The organism is Metabacillus arenae (assembly GCF_014773385.1).
Lineage (GTDB): Bacteria > Bacillota > Bacilli > Bacillales > Bacillaceae > Metabacillus_D > Metabacillus_D arenae.
Window position 1 is genome coordinate 236319 of record NZ_JACXAI010000003.1, and the last position, 18188, is coordinate 254506.

Here is an 18188-nt window from a genome sequence, read left to right on the forward strand (position 1 = left end):
ATACAAGCTATCACAACGGTAATAAAGTGTGAATGGAGGGTAAAATATTGCTTATAAAATCAAATAAAGACCGAAATGACTCCTACGGCTTTTGTTTCCAAGATATCCAACAAAATGATATAGCTGCAATTCATGTAATAGGTTGTGAGGAACGGACTTCACGCGAATACTATTGGGATGGCAGAAAACGAGGGGATATGGAAACTTATATCTTTCAATACACTCTTTCAGGCAGAGGAGTATTTGAAATGAATAACGTGGAATATGAAGTATCGCCGGGAAAAGCTTTTATAGCAGGTGTTCCTGGCGACAATCGATATTATCTCCCAGAAGAAAGTGAAAAGTGGCAATTCATCTATATCACCTTACGTGGCCAAGAGGCAAAAAAATGTTGGAATTTTATTAATCAAACATATGGCCATGTTCTTGAATTTCCTTCAGATTCTTCACTTATTCAGTACTTATTATCGGTCTTTCAGGATACAACTGAGGGGAAAATAAATGACCCTTACATTAACTCGTTAAAGGCATACGAATTTGTTACGGAATGCTACCGGTATTTTCATAACCGCTCGAAGCAAAATAGAGAGATACCGGAAAATATTAATAGGGCATTAGTATACATGCAAACACAGTATCATAAACCTCTAACATTAGAGGATCTCGCAACAGAAGCAAACTTATCAAAATACTATTTTATTAAAAAATTCAAAGAATCTATGCATACCTCACCATTACAATATCTAACAAAATATAGAATTGAAAAAGCTTTCCACTTCTTACAGCATACAGATAATACCATTAAGGATATTTCAGAACAAGTTGGATTTGCTGATGCTAATTATTTTTATAAAGTATTCCGTAAAATAGTTGGTACTTCACCTGGTCAATTCAGACAAAAGAACTCTCCTGTACCATTTAATCATTTAATTATAGATTAGAGTAGATTTACTATTGATAGGAGAATCGATTATCATTCTTTAAAATCTTGTATGATGAACACAGTAATTGGCACTGAGGAAATGAGTGATGTGTAGTTAAAAAAGATGATCACTCAATTCTATTTATTGAATATCGACGATGCTGCCTCTCCCCCTTTTAATTAGCATTCTCGAATAAAAGAGCAAGATTTCAAAAGTTATCTAACCCAAATTGTGATAAAAATAAATGTGAAGTATGGATAGAGTGAAGTCTAGAGTGAATTATTGAAGGTCCCAGCCAATTGGAATTCTAGCTCTTTCTGTCTTTCTGTTCGTATACTAGGAGGATTATAATGAACGATAATGTTAAGTCCAAAGAATGGGATGCTCCATATTTTATAGGTGTAAAAACAATGAAAATTTATTGTTTCCCTTGGTGTAGAAGAAAACCAAAGCCTGAAAACACTATTAAACTAATGTCTAGGGCTGAAGCCGAAAAAGCTGGGTTCTGCACCTGTAAAAATTGTTATTCAGGTATCCTGCATGGAGCATGGGAAGATCATCAACAAAAAATAAATGTGATTGTTCCAAAAGAGTTTAGCTTTGTTGAAAACTTAAAGTATCTGTCAAGGTCTCCTAATGAATGTATGTTTGAAATTAAGGATAACAAGATCTATCGGGCCATTCCTATAGAAGATGAAATTCCTTTAATTGAGGTAAGTTGTGAAAATGAAAATGTACTTACAATACGGTTTTTAGGAAACACTACACCTTCACGTAAATGGGTTCGAGCTGAAGTAGCCCGGTATGTTAGAGAATGGTTTGATTTGGATACTGATTTAGTTCCTTTTTATGAATTAGCAAAAAATGATAGTCTGCTGAAAAAACCTGTAAGTGAATTTTATGGGTTGCGCAATGTCGGAATACCTGATCTATTCGAGGCATTGTGTTGGGGAATTATTGGACAACAAATAAACCTTACCTATGCTTACACATTGAAAAGGCGTTTTGTAGAATCCTTTGGCCGGCACATAAAATGGAATGGACAAACCTATTGGATATTTCCATCCCCTAATGAAATAGCTGCATTGACCGTAAACGATCTGGCTGATTTAAAAATGACTGTTAAAAAGAGTGAATATTTGATTGGAGTCGCAAAGCTTTTATCCGAAGGAATCCTCTCCAAAAATTTATTGCTGGAAGCTGGAGATTATAAAACAGCTGAAAAACGTCTGGTAAGTATACGTGGAATTGGACCGTGGACTGCAAACTATGTCTTGATGCGCTGCCTTAGATTTCCATCAGCATTTCCAATTGATGATGTTGGTCTCCATAACTCAATAAAGCTCGTTTTAGGGACAGAGAACAAACCTACTAAAGAAGAAATCAAAAAACTCTCTTTAACTTGGACAAATTGGGAGTCATACGCAACGTTTTATTTATGGAGGGTGCTATATTAGTAGTTTCGAACGAAAAACTCAGGGGCGCTAGTCATTCGGCGACAAACATTCGGGCGAACCGGCAGAAAGGTTGTACTATACCCTTTTTGACGGATTGGCTTATGACCTAAGGGCTGATGGCGCCTGGAACTAGACAATGATAAATTACTTTAACGCATTAACACTTTAATTTACTTATACTTTCGGAAACCACAAATGAAAAACCCATGAAAAATTAAACTCATGAGTTTTTTTGTTTAAACGATTATTATGCTTTCCTATTTGACTCAGATTCATATAATTCAACCGCTTCGTTTACACTGTATCCTTTATGGACGATCGAATGGATCGCCTTCATCATGGCAAGCGGCTGTTCGGATTGCCAGATGTTTCTTCCCATATCCACTCCTGCTGCTCCTTGATTTAGTGCATTGTACGTAATGTCAAGCGCTTCTTTTATTGTATCGAATTTAGGACCACCTGCGATCACGATTGGTACTGGACACTTGCTTGTAACCTGTTCAAAATCATCGCAATAATACGTTTTTACAATATCGGCCCCCATTTCAGCTGCTACGCGTGACGCTAATGCTAGAAAGCGGGCATCCCTTTTTTCAAGCTCTTTTCCTACTGCGGTAATTCCGAGGACAGGTATCCCATAATCATGTGCTTCTGTAACAGCATTAGCTAAATTGGTAACGGTTTGTGTTTCATATTCAGAGCCTACAAAAATTGATACACCAACTCCAACTACGTTATGCCGAATCGCTTCCTTAACAGGAGTGACAATTGTTTCATTGGCTAAGTCTTTACCAACTACAGTAGGGCCTCCTGAAACGCGAAGCACCATCGGTTTTTCGGTATCTTCAGGAATACATGCGGCAAGTGTTCCTCTTGTTAAGTATAAGGAGTCAGTATAAGGCAAAAGGTTTTTTACAGTTTCACCCGGTTTTTCCAGACCTGATATAGGTCCCAAGAAATAGCCATGGTCAATCGCGAGCATAACAGCTCTGCCATTTGGCAAAATTTTCTTTATGCGGTTTTGAAATCCCCAGCTCATTGCTATTCCACTCCTTTTATAATAGGTTTATCAATTACAACGGAATCCTTTTCTGATATATGCGGCGATTTTATAAAGATGGCTTTAAAGTATTCGTTAGATGTATTGATAAGATAATGAGAATCTTTTGGACGACATTGAATCATATCACCAGGCCTCGCAGGCACTCGTTTTTCATTAATATAGAAGTCAATTTCCCCTTCAAGAATATAAAAGATTTCTTCACAAACTGTATGATAATGGTTAGGAAAATCCTGACCAGGCTTTAAAACGACAACACCAACATCGACGTTAGGGCCCTTTGATAAGTACTTTGGCCCATTGTCACCAAATCTGTATTTAAAATCCTGTTCATTTACTTTCTTCACTCGTTCACCTCCTTTCAATTGAGAAAAAACCTGGTGCTTTCCACATATGGGTAGTCAGACCGCTGTCTGCCAGTTTCAGCTGTTCATTATAAATTTTTCTCCAATTATCATAGATTGCTAGATATTGTTTGTGATGGTCCATATTTGGCTGGTGATTACGCTCCCATTTTATCGTAAGATTGACCGCTTCCTGAATGCTGGAGTAGAGCCCCGCTCCTATCCCCGCGTATAAAGCAGTTCCCAAAGCGGCAGCCTCCTTTATTACAGGAACTTTTACAGGTACTCCTAAACAATCAGCTAATGTCTGGCTCCACAGTTTTCCTTTTGAGGCACCACCAGCAAAGATCACCTCTTTGGGATAAAACCCTGTTTCTTCTTGAATAAGTTTTAGATTACCAAGTGTAATAAGCGCGGCGTTTTCCTGCAAAGATTTGAACATTTCTTTTTTCCCTGTTTTTTGAGGATCTAAAGTGAGGTTAATAAAAGATGGTGCAGCATGCCGCCAGGACATGTAATTCATAATATCGGAAAAAATCGGCATGATTCCATTAGCTCCTACAGGGACATTCCTCGCTTTTTCTTCTAAAATTTCATAAGGATCCTTTCCTGTTCGTTGTGATTCGTTTTTTTCTTCATCACAAAAGGCATCCCGAAACCATCTCATTACAAGCCCTGGAAAAAATGCAATCGTCTCTAATTGCCAAAGATCAGGGACCACATGGCAATTAACTCGGATTCGTCCATGCTTATCGGTCAAAGGCTGCTTAATGTTGACTTCCTGCTGCCAAAAAGAACCGCCTGAAACAACGGTTTGCTTATCCTCAACCGCTCCGACCCCAATTGAAGCCATTTGTGCATCGCCCCCTCCGGAAATAACGGGAGTTCCTTTTAAAAGACCGGTTATAACAGCGGTTTCATTAGTGACATGCCCTAAGACTGTTCCTGCTTCGTTTACCTTAGGCAATATGCTGCTTTTAATATTGCAAATTTCAGCAATGGAATTGTTCCATTTCCGTGAGGCCAAATCAAAAATGCCAGTTGTACATCCATTAGACGGGTCAACTTGCAGCCTTCCGCATAATTTATATAATATCCAGTCATTGATCATTGTCATTGCATCAGCCTTTTCATAAATATGTGGCTGATGATTCTTTAGCCATAAAAGCCTGGGAAGGGCACTGAGGGCGAAGGTTTGACCTGATATATCGTAAATTTTTTGTTCTAGCTCAGGATCGAGCTGTTTTAAGAATGAAACTTCCTCTGAAGCACGTGCATCCACATTTGCGCATGCCCAAATCTCATTTCCGTCTTTGTTGTATAGAACAATTCCTTCTCTCATGCTCGTGGCACTGATGGCTTTAATATCACACCGATTGATATCTGTTTTTTTAATAACCTCTTTGGCACACCGAACAACCAATTGCCAGTTCTTTTCCCAATCAAAATTCATGGAGCCTGGATAGCTCTCCTCAGAAAGATGGTGCCATTCAATTTGGGAAACCCCCGCCTGTCTTCCATGCCGGTCAAAAAGTACAGCACGAATGCTGCCTGTGCCGGCGTCAAATACTAGAATGTATTCCATTCTCATCATTCACCTCCATTTTAAGTAAAGACACAGCTGTTGCTTCATCCGTAATCATGGTATGAATGTATTTACCTTTTAACGCACCATAAATGGCTTCTGCTTTTTTCTCACCTCCTGCAACTCCGATAACTTGATTCATCTCTTTTAATGAGGAAAGTGAAATTCCGATTAACCTCTTATGGTGGGGTAGTTCTAGTACCCGGCCCTTACGATCGAAAAATTGTCCGAGAATATCACCGACAGCATTCTGCTGTTTGATAAATGTAAGCTCATTAAGCGTCATTTTTTCTTCCTGAATGATAGTCGCATCTGGGTAAATGCCCCCGATCCCCACAATCATATATTTGGATAACCTCGCAAGGTCAAGAATCTCCTTAATAGACGGTTCTGAAAGAAAGCTCTCCGCCATTTCCTCTGTGGATGCAAGGAACGGTGCAGGGATCACATGAATTTCCTCGAATTGCTCCATTCCGCCATCTTGAAAACGCCGGTTGTGGAGATAATAATTGACTCCTCCGGTCAACGTAACAACCGATACATTACTGTCAGGCTCGATGGAAAGATAATCGATGGTTCTTGAAACAGCCTTGCCCCATCCTAACCCGAGAAGGTCGTTTTGCTGTAGATTATTCACCAAATACTGTGCAGCGGCTTTCGATAAAGAGTTGCTTAGTTTATTTTGATTAAGTGGAGTGGGGATAATAAAAGCATCCTGCAATGAAAATACTTCTTTAAACTCTTTCTCGATTGCAAGGCAATTAAGTCCATGGCCTTTTATTTGAAATTGAACAATTCCTGCCTCTCTTGCCCTTTCCAAAAGGCGTACGACCTTTGTTCGGGACAGGCTTAATAGATCTGCAATCTCATTCTGGGTTAAATCCTCTTTATAATAGTACCAAGCTGCTTTTATTAGCATATTTTCTGAATAGTTATCATGGCTCATGGTCAGGTACACCCCTTAACAAAAGTTCAATTGGCTTTTTTTTGTTCACAACTTACAAAAAGTATATCTACGTTAATTTAAAAAAAGACCACGATTTTTTGTTACTTTGAGACTCAAAATTTTTTCAGCTCCTAGTAATATTTTCGTAGTTTGCTGTGTAATAATTAACTAGCTTTTCGTTATTGATGAACATTTATCTGCTCTTTTTAATTTTGTTCTCTTTGTAAGCGTTTTCTGAATCTTTCTCTTTTGGAGGTGAAAAAAATTACAATGAAGAATGAAGCAATCGCTCTGCTTCAGATTGACGATATGTATAAACAATTTTCAGGCAATTCGGTATTAAAGGGAGTCTCGCTAACGCTTCAGAAAGGAGAGGTTCATGCGCTTGTCGGCGGAAATGGAGCGGGTAAATCAACGTTAATGAAGATGATTACAGGCATCTATAAACCTGACAACGGGATAATAAAAATAAAAGGAAAGGATGTTGCCTTTTCGAACACCCAAGAAGCACACAAGCATGGTATTTACCTCGTACCACAGGAGCCTTTAATCTTTCCAAATATGTCAGTCGAAGAAAATATAATGATTGGACTTCCAGATAAAAAAAAGGTTCTCAAAGAAAAAATGGAAAATATTATCCGTAATCTATGCTGGAAGTTAGAATTGGATCAAAGTGCGTTAAGTCTTTCCATTGCTGAACAGCAGCTCCTAGAAATTATCAGAGGATTAGTGAGGGAAGCAGAAATTTTAATACTAGATGAACCAACATCAACCCTTACTTTTGGAGAAATTAACTCACTATTTCAGACCATTCAACAACTAACTGAACAAGGACTGGGCGTTTTTTACATCACCCACCGCTTTACAGAAATTTTTACCCTTGCTGATACTGTATCTGTCCTAAGGGATGGTATTATATCTGCTCAAGGAGCTGTATCCACATTCACTTATGAAAAATTGCTGGATGGGCTGATGCCTGAAAATATGCCCCGCCAAGCCAAAATTCCTGCTCAAACTGTTCCTGTACTCATTGAGGAAAACCCCTCTCATCCTGCATGTGCCTTAGTCATTGAAAACCTCTGTGGAAACGGTTTTGAAAATATTACCTTCACACTAAATACCGGTGAAGTTCTTGGGATTGCAGGTGTCGTTGGAGCCGGACGCACAGAAGTTGCGGAAGCCTTGATTGGGTTGACTCCTGCTGATCATGGAACCATTTTATTAGAAGGAACCGATATTGGAAAATTTTCAGTTCGGGAAAGAATTAATAGAGGTCTTGTCTATGTTCCCGAAGATCGCCATTCACATGGTATTTTTTCGATCGCATCTATCCAAAAAAATATCACCTCTACTATCCTGGATCGGCTCAAGGGATTATTATTGCCAAGCAACCAGGAAAAGAAGATCGCTTCTAAATATGTTGCTGACCTAAAGATCAAATCAACGGGTATCGGCCAGGAACTTAAGGATATTTCTGGTGGGAATCAGCAAAAAGTAGTGCTTGGCAAATATCTGGCTGCTGAGCCAAAAGTTATTATTTTAGATGAACCAACCCGGGGCATTGATGCAAATGCTCGGAGGGATATTTACCGGATCATACAAGATCTAAAAGCTAAAGGGCTGGCCGTCTTATTAATTTCATCCGACATCGAGGAAATTGAAAAGCTAAGTGATCGTGTCCTTGTCATGCATGAGGGAAAAATCGTAAAAACCCTTGCTAAACATGAAGTTCATATTGATATCATCACGACTTCAGCTTTTGGTGTAAAAAAAGAGGTGATCAATTGATGACTTCAACCCTTATTCGAATAATGAAAGCACGTGAACTTTCGATTGTTTTATTAATGATCGTATATGTCCTGCTTGTAGGTTCCATTAATCAGGAATTTACTACAGGAGAATCGATTTCCCTGCTCGTAAAAGCCAGTGTGATTCTTTTAGTGATGGCAATTGGTCAATCTTTTGTCCTTTTCACCTCTAATATCGATGTTTCAGTCGGATCGATTATGGGGATTTCGGCAGCTGTTTGCGGAGTCCTGCTAACCTCTGGATATAGTCTGTGGGTGATGCTTCCGATTGTTTTGCTTATCGGGGCTTTTATCGGACTGATAAACGGAATCGGCGTCGGATTGTTTAAGATCCCTTCTATTATTATGACACTCGGGACACTTGGCATTATTAGAGGTTATATGCTGATCTATACCGAAGGAAAGTGGATTGAAGACATCCCAAACTTTTATAAAAAAATAGCTGGTGTCCATTTTTTAGGATTAAACGTAACTGTGTGGGTAGCAATGGTGATTTTAGTCTTTACACACCTAGCTCTTACAAAAACTAAATTCGGTCGCTATTTTTATGCAGTAGGCGACAATTTTGAAGGAGCAAGGATAGTTGGAATTCCTGTGAATAAGGTTACCGTGTTAGCGTTTATCTTTTCTGGAATATCAGCTGCAATGGCGGGACTCGTTTTTGTCATGAATATTGGATTTGTTCCCAATGAAACAGGAAGCGGTATCGAACTTCAGGTTATTGCAGCCGCTGTTCTTGGCGGTGTGAGCCTGACAGGAGGAGTCGGCACTGTCTTTGGAGCCGGACTGGGAGCTATTTTTTTTACAGTCATCAACAACTCTTTGATTTATTTAAAAATACCAGCTTACTGGAACAGCGCAATTTCAGGATTACTATTATTGTTGATTGTTGTAGGAGATTCAAAGTTTCAGCAATACTTAAATGATCAAATCTCAAAAAAAAGAAAAAAAGAAAAACGTGAAGCTCTCCCTACAAAAGGAGGTGTTGATAATGACAAAGAAAATAAAGCAGCTACTTAAGTGGGAAGCAGTTCTAGTCTTATTTCTTTTATTTGAATTACTATTGTTTGGTCGGATCTCCCCCGATTTCCTAAACGTAAACAACCTCCTTTATAGCATGAATGATTATGTTTATATTGCCTTGGCAGCAATTCCAATGACATTTGTCATCATCACAGGAGGAATTGATGTATCAGTTGGTTCGATCATGGGACTTTCCTCAATTGTACTTGGGGTCTTCTGGACACATGGCATAAATATATGGCTGGCTCTGCTGATCACATTAGTTGTTGCCATACTTGCAGGTTTTCTTAATGGGATATTAGTCGCCCATACTAATGTACAGCCCCTTGTGGTGACATTAGGCGGGATGTTCTTATTTTCTGGTATTGCCTTAGTGGTATCAGGAGGCTCGAGTACTTCGGGATATGAAGGAATCAGCGGCTTTCCTGATGCATTTGTGGAACTAGCTAATGGACAGCTTTTCGGTATTCCTAATCCTTTTTGGATTTTACTAGTCAGTTTATTTATATTCGGTGGTTTACTTCACTTGACTCGTTACGGACGAAACGTGCTTTTAGTGGGAATCAATCGAAAGGCTGCAGTTTACAGCGGTGTTCGCACGAAGTGGACGATCATGAGTACTTACATGTTATCAGGACTTGGAGGTGGGATTAGTGGTGTAATGATGACATCCTACTTTAGTTCTGCTAGATCCGATTTAGGTGCTGAAGCTGTTTTACCTGTTATTACGGCAGTTGTACTTGGCGGAACGAGTATTTTTGGCGGGAAAGGAAGTGTCTTTGGGACAGCAGTTGCAAGTATAGTGATTGGGATGACACAATACGGTTTGCAAATGTCGAGCATGACAAGTCAGGAAACTAGTGTTGTCATTGGAGCTATGTTAATTATTGCTGTTTTATTGAGAAATACAAAATGGCCTGTTTTAAAAACATTGATCATTAGAAAAAATACTGCTTCAGCAGTGAAAAAATAAGGGGTAGATTGAAAATGAAAATGTTAAGACCTTTTGTATTAATGATGGTTTTTCTATTATTAGTTGGTTCTTTACTTGCATGCAGCAGCGGCAAGCAGTCTAAGTCGGAAAATTCAGGTTCAAAGGATGAGAAAACCGCAGAAAACAAAGACGTTAAGCTTGCCTTTATCCCAAAGCTAACAGGGGTCGGATTTTTCACTTCAGGTGGCCAGGGTGCCCAAGAAATGGCAGATTCATTAGGAGTTGAATTAAAATATGATGGACCAACTGAGGCATCTGTTGCTGGTCAGGTCCAATTTATCAATAACTTTGTCAACCAAGGCTACGATGCTCTCATGGTATCCTCAGTTTCGGTTGATGGCCTTAGCCAGGCATTAAAGCGTGCAAAAGACCGCGGTGTAAAAGTGTTAACCTGGGATTCTGATGTGAATCCTGAAGACCGTTCCTTCTATATTAACCAAGGAACTCCAGAACAGCTGGCGGAGCTTCTTATTCAAATGACTTCTGACCAAATTGGAGATAAAGGAAAAGTTGCTTTCTTCTACTCAAGCCCGACCGTTACCGACCAAAACCAATGGGTCACAAAAGCAAAAGAAATCATTGCAGAGAAATATCCTGGCTGGGAAATCGTTACAACGCAATATGGAGAAAATGATGCTCAAAAATCATTATCTGTTGGTGAAAGCATCTTAAAAACATATCCAGATATTAATGCTATCATCTGTCCTGATGCAACTGCCCTTCCGGCAATGGCACAAGCAGCTGAAAACCTCGGAAAAGCAGGTGAAGTAGCCATTACCGGATTCTCTACTCCAAATGTGATGAGAGATTACGTAAAGCGGGATACAGTGAAACAATTTGGTCTATGGGATGTAAAAAAACAAGGGGCACTTGCAGCCTATGTAGCTTACCTTATGACTGCTGAAGAAAAAGAACTAAAAGTAGGAGATGAATTTGAAGTTCCTGGAATCGGCAAAGTAAAAATTGAACCAAACACAATCCAGGGATATGATTACACAGCTGATGACAGCGGGATAATTTTGCTGCCAGATCGGGTTGTATTTACGAAGGATAATATTGATGACTACGATTTCTAAGGTAAAAGTTAGAGAGTGACTCAAAACCAAAGTGTCAGACCACTCAACCTCAATATAAGGGCTCATCAAGCTAAGGCAACTCATTAGCCTTTAAACGAAATGAATGGAAGTTGCTGAATGGAATAGATTTGAAGAGTCATTTGTTCACGCTTCCACCTGTAAAACAGGCGGCTTGATTACGCTATATACGGGCATGTTACCTGATGCTTAGGTGGCATGCTTAGCTGTATTTTCCATAGATTATCTTTCTGCGATATTTTGGTATAAAAACGATGTGATATTTACAATTCCATTCTGTTTGTAATAAACTTTTGTCCAATGGTTAGTCTCCTTTTCTGTGTATTATAAGGCTTGAATCACTGACTAATTTACAGAATGGGACTGACTTTTTCTATTACATAAGCATAGCTTTTCAATGGTATAACCTGGGGTTTTTAAAAGAAGCATTAATAAAAAAACAAGGTAAAATTTATACCTCGTTTTTGTTAAGTTCTTATTATTTAAAAACAACATCGTTCCATTTTAGTTCATTTTTGAAAGTATGTTTATTTGTGTCTTTATTAATAATTACGCATTCCATTCCAACTAATTCAGCCCAGTCTCTTAGCTGTTCAGTTGTAACTTTATAAGAAAATACTGTATGGTGGGCACCGCCAGCGATAATCCAGTTTTCAGCACCTTCACTTAGGGATGGCTGCGGGTTCCAGAGGACTCTTGCTACTGGCAGGTTTGGCAATTCAATTTCAGGTTGTATTGCATCAACTTCATTGACAATTAATCGGAAACGATGTCCAAGATCAACAATTGAAGCATTAAGTGCTGCTCCGCTTCTACCGTCAAAAATTAGTCTTGCTGGATCTTCTTTTCCACCAATTCCTAATGGATAGACAGCAATTTTTGGTTTCGTTGCCGAAATGGTTGGACAAACCTCAAGCATATGGGATCCCAGCACAAGCTCGTTTCCTGGCTCAAAGTGATAGGTGTAATCTTCCATAAACGAAGTATCTTTATTATCAGAAATAATTTTTAATGTCCGAAGAAGGGCTGCTGTTTTCCAGTCACCTTCACCAGCAAAGCCATAGCCCCCAGCCATTAAGCGCTGAACAGCTAGTCCTGGCAGCTGCTTCATACCGTGTAAGTCTTCGAAGGTAGTTGTAAATGCTGTGTATTTTCCATCTTGTAGGAAGGCTTTCATGCCTAGCTCGATGCTTGCTTGATAACGAATAGATTCACGAACAAAAGAACTTTCCTCTAACCCTTCAGGAACAATATCATACTCTTTAGCATACTCTTCCATGAGCTGATCAACTTCTTGTTCTGAAATATCATTAACACGTTGAACTAAATCACCGATTCCATAACCATTAACCGTCCAGCCTAGTTTGATTTGAGCTTCAACTTTATCACCTTCCGTCACCGCTACTCTGCGCATGTTATCACCAAAGCGAGCAACTTTTAGATGCTGTCCTTCAGAAAATGCAACTGCTGTACGCATCCAGCTGCCGATTTTGCTTCTTACTTCACTATTTTCCCAATGCCCTACTACAACTTTTCTTTTTACATTCAATCTGCTTGCCATAAAGCCAAATTCACGGTCTCCATGGGCAGATTGGTTTGTGTTCATGAAATCCATATCTATGCTGTCCCAAGGAATATCCCGGTTAAATTGAGTGTGAAGGTGCAGCATCGGTTTTTGAAAGGAAGAAAGGCCGGCGATCCACATTTTTGCAGGTGAGAACGTATGCATCCATGTGATAATGCCTGCACAGTTCTCATCTGCATTTGCTTCTAAACATAATCTGCGAATCGAATCTGCTTCTTTTAAAACAGATTTAAATACTAATTTATGTGTTACGGAAGAGGCAGAATCCAGACCTTCCGTTATGACTCTTGAATTTGCCTCAACTTCTCTTATGGTTTCTTCTCCATATAAGTCTTGACTGCCTGTTACAAACCAGAATTCATATGGTTTAACTGTTAACATGTTTTTCCCCCTAGTCAATTGAATTATTGATTTAGCCCACTCTTCATGTGCAGCAAATCCCCCCTTGATGGATGGTTCACTTTATTTTTGCATTGCTTTGGCCGTAGTACGCGTTATCTCCATGCTTTCGAAGATAGTGCTTATCCAATAGAAATTGATCAATTGGATTGATATCAGGCTTCAATTGGTAAGTGTGCAGGGCCATTTTAGCAACTTCTTCTAATACGACTGCATTGTGTACTGCTTGCATCGCATCTTTTCCCCAGCAAAATGGTGCATGGCCTGATACTAATACACCCGGCATTGCTACTGGATCAATCCCACCTGTTTCAAAGGTTTCAATAATGACTTTGCCAGTTTCCAGCTCATAACCGCGAGTGATTTCATCCTTTGTTAATATTCTTGTACAAGGAATTTCCCCATAATAATAATCAGCATGTGTTGTTCCTAATGCTGGTATGGAACGACCTGACTGTGCCCAGCTTGTCGCCCAAGGTGAATGTGTATGGACAACCCCGCCGATCACAGGGAATGCTTTATAGAGTGCTAAATGTGTTGCAGTATCTGAAGAAGGACGCATATCTCCTTCCACGATTTCTCCTTCTAAATTCACCACAACTAAATCTTTTAATTTAAGATTCTCGTAAGGGATTCCACTTGGTTTGATTACGACGAGGTCCTTTTCACGATCAATGCCACTAACATTTCCCCACGTAAATGTGACCATTTCATATTTTGGTAACAGTAAATTGGCATTAAGTACTTGTTGTTTTAATGCTTCAAGCATTTTGTTATCTCCCCTTTTTTGAAGGATAGAAAAGCTCCGGTGTATACCTCAACACTCCACCGCATAATAGGTTCCTACAAATTATTAGTGTGTGATTTCAGTTTTATCTTGAGCCTGAGAAACGCTTGCTTTCTTAATTTTCTTCAAGTTTTTCATGACATCGTTTTCCCCACGTCCAAAATAATCATATAGACGGGAGTATTCTGCAAACAATTGGTCATATATATTTGCATTGCGCGGATTTGGTTGATAGATGTAATCTTTTAATCTAGCCATCTCTTTTGCAGCCTCTTTAATATCATCATATCCGCCGCGTTCTTTCCCAGCTGCAACTGCTCCAAACATTGCAGATCCCAGTGCTGGTGTTTGTGAAGAGGCTGAAATGCGGATATCCATATTTAATACATCTGAGTAAATTTGCATCATAAGCTCGTTTTTCTCAGCAATGCCCCCGCAGGCATATACTTCATTAATTGGAACACCACTATTTCTGAAGGCTTCAACTATGGTACGTGTTCCATATGCGGTAGCTTCAATGAGGGCACGATAAATTTCTTCGGGCTTTGTAAGTAAGGTTGCACCTATTAAAACCCCAGTTAAATCGGCATCAACCAATGTTGATCGGTTGCCATTCCACCAGTCCAATGCAATTAAACCGCTTTCACCAATCTGCAGCTGAGCCGCCTTTTCTGTTAAAAGCTGGTGGATGTTAACACCCTTTGCCTTGGCTTCCTCATAATAGCTTGCAGGAACACAATTTTCAGTGAACCATTCAAAATGGTCTCCTACACAGGACTGACCTGCTTCATATCCCATTAATCCAGGGATAACTCCATCTTCAACAACTCCACACATGCCGGGGACAACCTTTTCTGCATCCCCTAGCAAAATGTGACATGTTGACGTTCCCATAATCATTAACAGCTTTCCAGGTTCAGTGATTCCCACAGCTGGGACAGCAACATGGGCATCTACATTTGCAATAGCAACTGCTGTTCCTGGATTTAGACCGATTAATTTAGCAGATTGTTCAGTTAATTCTCCTGCTTTAGAGCCAATTGGGACAATATCATTGGATAATTTTTCTTCAACGACATGTTCTAATCGTTCATCAAGTACTTTAAAAAATTCTTTAGATGGATATCCATCCTGCTTATGCCAAATTGCTTTATATCCTGCAGTACAGCTATTTCTCTTTAAATCGCCTGTTAATTGATAAATAACCCAATCAGTTGCTTCAACAAATTGGTCGATTTCATCAAAAATTTCTGGTGCTTCGTTAAGAATCTGCCAAAGCTTAGGGACTAACCACTCGGACGAAATTTTCCCGCCATACCTTTGCAGGAAATTCTCACCTCTTGCTTCCGCTATTTCGTTTAATCGGTTTGCTTCTTCTTGTGCAGAATGGTGCTTCCAAAGCTTTACATAGCTATGGGGATGATTCTTAAATCTCTCTATTAAGCACAAAGGTGTTCCATAAGAATCGATCGGCAGTACCGTACATGCTGTAAAATCAATACCTATCCCGATTACTTCATCAGCTGATATATTTGCTTGTTTTAATACATCTGGAATTGTCGCCTCCAACACTTCCATATAGTCTGCCGGATGCTGCAGAGCCCAATCATTCTCAAGTTTTGTTTTCCCATTCGGTAAAAATTCATCCATTACTCCATGTGTATACGGTTTCACAGATGTTGCAACTTCTTTCCCACTGCCTATTTCAACTAGGACAGCTCTTCCAGATTGCGTTCCATAATCTACTCCAATTGAATATTTTGCCATTTGAATCACCTCGCCTCGTCCTATTGTAAATCTAACTACAATTACAAAGTAACAAGTTGTCAACTGCATTTATACGTACAAGTATTTATATAAATGCGCTTTTATTGGGTGTTATTATAAATTATTTACAACTTATACGTATGACCTTACATAAATTTTAGCACCATTCTAGTTTTTTTCAATACAAATTTTAATAATTCCTCAACTATTTCTTAAGTGATTGTCATTTTTTAATTTTTTTTACTTATTTGTACTTACAAGTTGATCCAATAGGAGAATGATAACATCCATCGATTTAGGGGTCATCTGTCTAATAAATGGGATTAAGCCCATCAATGATGGGCTTTCTACTTCTTGCTCTCTTTTCCTACAAAAACAGATTCATTTTGATCCTTCGACTTTCTGCTTTTGGGTCAGCTCTTTATTATTCTTTAATAGTTTGTTAAAAATGTCCTAGCTTGCAAACCGGGACATCACTGAATTAAGGATTACATAAAATTGCTTCTATGATCCGAAACCCACTCCGTAAACATTTTTGCAGGTCGTCCTGTTATTTTTTCGACCGTTGGCAAAACGGTATAGCCAATCTCAGGCGGATTTTTACTCATTTGAACAAAAAAATCAATGCTTTCTTCATCGTGGCCCATCTCTCGCCATTTCCTTCGTGCTTGCTCTTCGGTTAGTTCTTCAAATGTAATATCTTTACCAATGGCCATACTAATCATCTCCACTTGATCAATGGTTGAGAGTGCTTCCGGACCAGTAAGTGTATAACAGTTTCCGTGATGCCCTTTCTCAAGAAGGGTTTCAACAAAAACTGCCGCAATGTCAGCTTCATGGATGATTGCGCCACGTGTTTCGCCACCAAACTCACGAACGACCCCTTCCTCTCGAATCGATTCCTGCCAGTCATCAATAGCATTGGCCATAAATCCAACTGGTTGCACAAATGTCCATTCAAGACGACTGCTTTTAAGTGCCTGCTCCACAGGACCATCACCATATACCGTCAATAAAGACACTCTTTGAACACCCGTCTTTTCTGCCAGCTCAACGATTCGAGGGTTGGTTTGTAACGTCGCACCTGTTTGATCACTTGAAGTGATTAAGTATAGTGCAGTCACGTCTTTTAATGCTGGAATCAACGTTTCCGGAGACATGAGATCTCCTGCTATAACCTCTACGCCTTCAGGAAAATGTGCTCTTTCTGGGGTGCGAGACACTGCTCTTACTTTCTCTCCTTTACGAACGAGCTGGTCTACGACATGCCTTCCTACCGTTCCCGTAGCACCTGTTACTAAAATTGTCATTTTGCATCCTCCTCGTATCAAAAATAGATTTTCCGTATCTCATTAATTTTTTCTATTAAATCTTTTTTTAAGTCGTCGGGGGAAAGGATTTCAACTTTTGCTCCGAAACTTAAAATGACAGAGACAGCATATTCTCTTGAATAAAAAGTCGTTTGCACGTCAATAAAATCTCCGTGATGTGTGAATTCTCCTGGAAATTGCTCAAATACTCTCGGCTGTGCGGTTAAATCAAAACGTAGGTGGGTGTTTGTGCCTTCTTGTTCTTGAACCGGACGTTTATACTCCGCCCTTGGACTAAATTGCTCTTTTGACACTTCGAGATCAGCCATTCTTGAAACACGAAAATAGCGCTTGTCTTTTCGAAATAAACAATAGCCGTCCAAGTACCAAATTCCCCGCTCCCATAAAAGATTCAACGGTTCTATCTTTCTCTCCGATACTTGACCTGAAGCATTTGTATAGGTACATGTAATCCTTTTCGATTGATCGATCGCTTCCAATAAGGGAAGAACAATTTCTTTCTCTCCTTTTGAAGCGCTTATATCGAAAATCATTTTGTCCTGGCGCTCTTCATTTAAAAGAGCAGGTTGTAAGGTACTAAGCTTATTGATTAAAGATGTGAATTTTGTCCCGCCAACAGCACCTTCCCCACCCTTTAAAAGATTGTAGATCATTGAAAAGTCATCAATTGAGAAATGTTGCTTTGTTAAGAAGAACCCGCTCATTATCTTAAAACCACCATCTTTTCCAGAGAATGAGCTAACAGGAATACCGGATTGATTAATCAATTCAATATCACGATAGATTGTTCGAATAGAGACCTCGAACCTAGAAGCTAATTCTGAGGCCGTCACTTTTTTTTTCGTTAACAATGCCATCGTAATACCCAGCAGACGATCGAGTTTCATCTTTTTCACTCCTCATACTAATACACTTTTCTAACTAACAACCTCTATTTCAAAGGGGTACATGAACGATACTAGAACTTTCTCTTCCTGAACATACTATCAATAATTATTTTCTTCAACTCTTCAATTCAATTAATTGATGAATAAATCATCTTCAAGGATGGCCCCCTTTTCTTGTACATGCTCCTCGCAGTAAGA

At 39.3% G+C, this 18188-nt stretch carries 15 protein-coding genes and 1 pseudogene; 6 read left to right on the forward strand and 10 right to left on the reverse strand.

The features are described 5' to 3' along the window. The first annotated feature begins 47 nt into the window (after window positions 1-47). Window positions 48-941, forward strand: a complete 894-nt coding sequence (locus tag IC621_RS04295; RefSeq protein WP_191156060.1) for an AraC family transcriptional regulator — start codon at window positions 48-50, stop codon at window positions 939-941. Between the two features lie 332 nt (window positions 942-1273). Continuing rightward, on the forward strand, window positions 1274-2380 hold the full coding sequence (locus IC621_RS04300) for an Ada metal-binding domain-containing protein (protein WP_191156062.1): 1107 nt from the start codon (window positions 1274-1276) through the stop codon (window positions 2378-2380). A 247-nt stretch (window positions 2381-2627) separates the two neighbouring features. Here IC621_RS04300 and lsrF read toward each other — a convergent pair whose 3' ends face one another. From lsrF to IC621_RS04320, 4 genes are read right to left on the reverse strand one after another with little or no spacing between them, the layout of a single operon-like run. Continuing rightward, entirely contained in the window at window positions 2628-3419 is a 792-nt protein-coding gene (lsrF, locus tag IC621_RS04305) for a 3-hydroxy-5-phosphonooxypentane-2,4-dione thiolase (RefSeq protein WP_191156064.1), read from the reverse strand. Window positions 3420-3421: 2 nt separating this feature from the next. Next, window positions 3422-3787 (reverse strand): cupin domain-containing protein, encoded by a 366-nt coding sequence (locus IC621_RS04310; RefSeq protein WP_191156066.1) that lies wholly within the window; start codon window positions 3785-3787, stop codon window positions 3422-3424. 4 nt (window positions 3788-3791) lie between these two features. Beyond that, a complete protein-coding gene (gene lsrK, locus IC621_RS04315) occupies window positions 3792-5369 on the reverse strand; it encodes an autoinducer-2 kinase (RefSeq protein ID WP_191156152.1) in 1578 nt (525 codons plus the stop codon). Further along, a complete protein-coding gene (locus IC621_RS04320; RefSeq protein WP_191156068.1) occupies window positions 5347-6315 on the reverse strand; it encodes a sugar-binding transcriptional regulator in 969 nt (322 codons plus the stop codon). Before IC621_RS04320 ends, lsrK begins: the two co-directional genes overlap by 23 nt. A 270-nt stretch (window positions 6316-6585) precedes the next feature. Between IC621_RS04320 and IC621_RS04325 the strand changes: the two genes are divergently transcribed. The 4 genes from IC621_RS04325 to lsrB are packed head-to-tail and all read left to right on the forward strand — an operon-like array spanning window position 6586 to window position 11216. After that, window positions 6586-8103 (forward strand): sugar ABC transporter ATP-binding protein, encoded by a 1518-nt coding sequence (locus tag IC621_RS04325; protein WP_191156070.1) that lies wholly within the window; start codon window positions 6586-6588, stop codon window positions 8101-8103. Continuing rightward, a complete protein-coding gene (locus IC621_RS04330) occupies window positions 8103-9143 on the forward strand; it encodes an ABC transporter permease subunit (RefSeq protein ID WP_191156072.1) in 1041 nt (346 codons plus the stop codon). The genes IC621_RS04325 and IC621_RS04330 overlap by 1 nt, the downstream gene beginning before the upstream one ends. Next, window positions 9127-10119 carry an ABC transporter permease gene (locus IC621_RS04335; RefSeq protein ID WP_191156154.1) on the forward strand — a complete coding sequence of 331 codons (993 nt, stop codon included), beginning with the start codon at window positions 9127-9129 and terminating at the stop codon, window positions 10117-10119. The genes IC621_RS04330 and IC621_RS04335 overlap by 17 nt, the downstream gene beginning before the upstream one ends. 20 nt (window positions 10120-10139) lie before the next feature. Then, window positions 10140-11216, forward strand: coding sequence for an autoinducer 2 ABC transporter substrate-binding protein LsrB (lsrB, locus tag IC621_RS04340; RefSeq protein ID WP_224752317.1), 1077 nt, complete (start codon window positions 10140-10142; stop codon window positions 11214-11216). Between the two features lie 229 nt (window positions 11217-11445). On the opposite strand, the pseudogene IC621_RS04345 reads toward lsrB, so the two are convergent. From IC621_RS04345 to IC621_RS04370, 6 genes and pseudogenes are all read right to left on the reverse strand, one after another. Further along, window positions 11446-11535: pseudogene (locus tag IC621_RS04345) on the reverse strand (transposase); the annotation flags it as partial. 177 nt (window positions 11536-11712) lie between these two features. Beyond that, on the reverse strand, window positions 11713-13200 hold the full coding sequence (araA, locus tag IC621_RS04350) for an L-arabinose isomerase (protein WP_191156074.1): 1488 nt from the start codon (window positions 13198-13200) through the stop codon (window positions 11713-11715). Window positions 13201-13276: 76 nt separating this feature from the next. Continuing rightward, entirely contained in the window at window positions 13277-13987 is a 711-nt protein-coding gene (gene araD, locus IC621_RS04355; RefSeq protein ID WP_191156076.1) for an L-ribulose-5-phosphate 4-epimerase, read from the reverse strand. An 84-nt stretch (window positions 13988-14071) separates the two neighbouring features. Then, window positions 14072-15772: a ribulokinase gene (gene araB / locus IC621_RS04360; protein ID WP_191156078.1), complete on the reverse strand. Its 1701-nt coding sequence runs from the start codon at window positions 15770-15772 to the stop codon at window positions 14072-14074. 488 nt (window positions 15773-16260) lie between these two features. After that, a complete protein-coding gene (locus IC621_RS04365; protein WP_191156080.1) occupies window positions 16261-17082 on the reverse strand; it encodes an SDR family oxidoreductase in 822 nt (273 codons plus the stop codon). A gap of 17 nt (window positions 17083-17099) precedes the next feature. Further along, entirely contained in the window at window positions 17100-17990 is an 891-nt protein-coding gene (locus IC621_RS04370) for a helix-turn-helix transcriptional regulator (protein ID WP_191156082.1), read from the reverse strand. Window positions 17991-18188 lie beyond the last annotated feature (198 nt).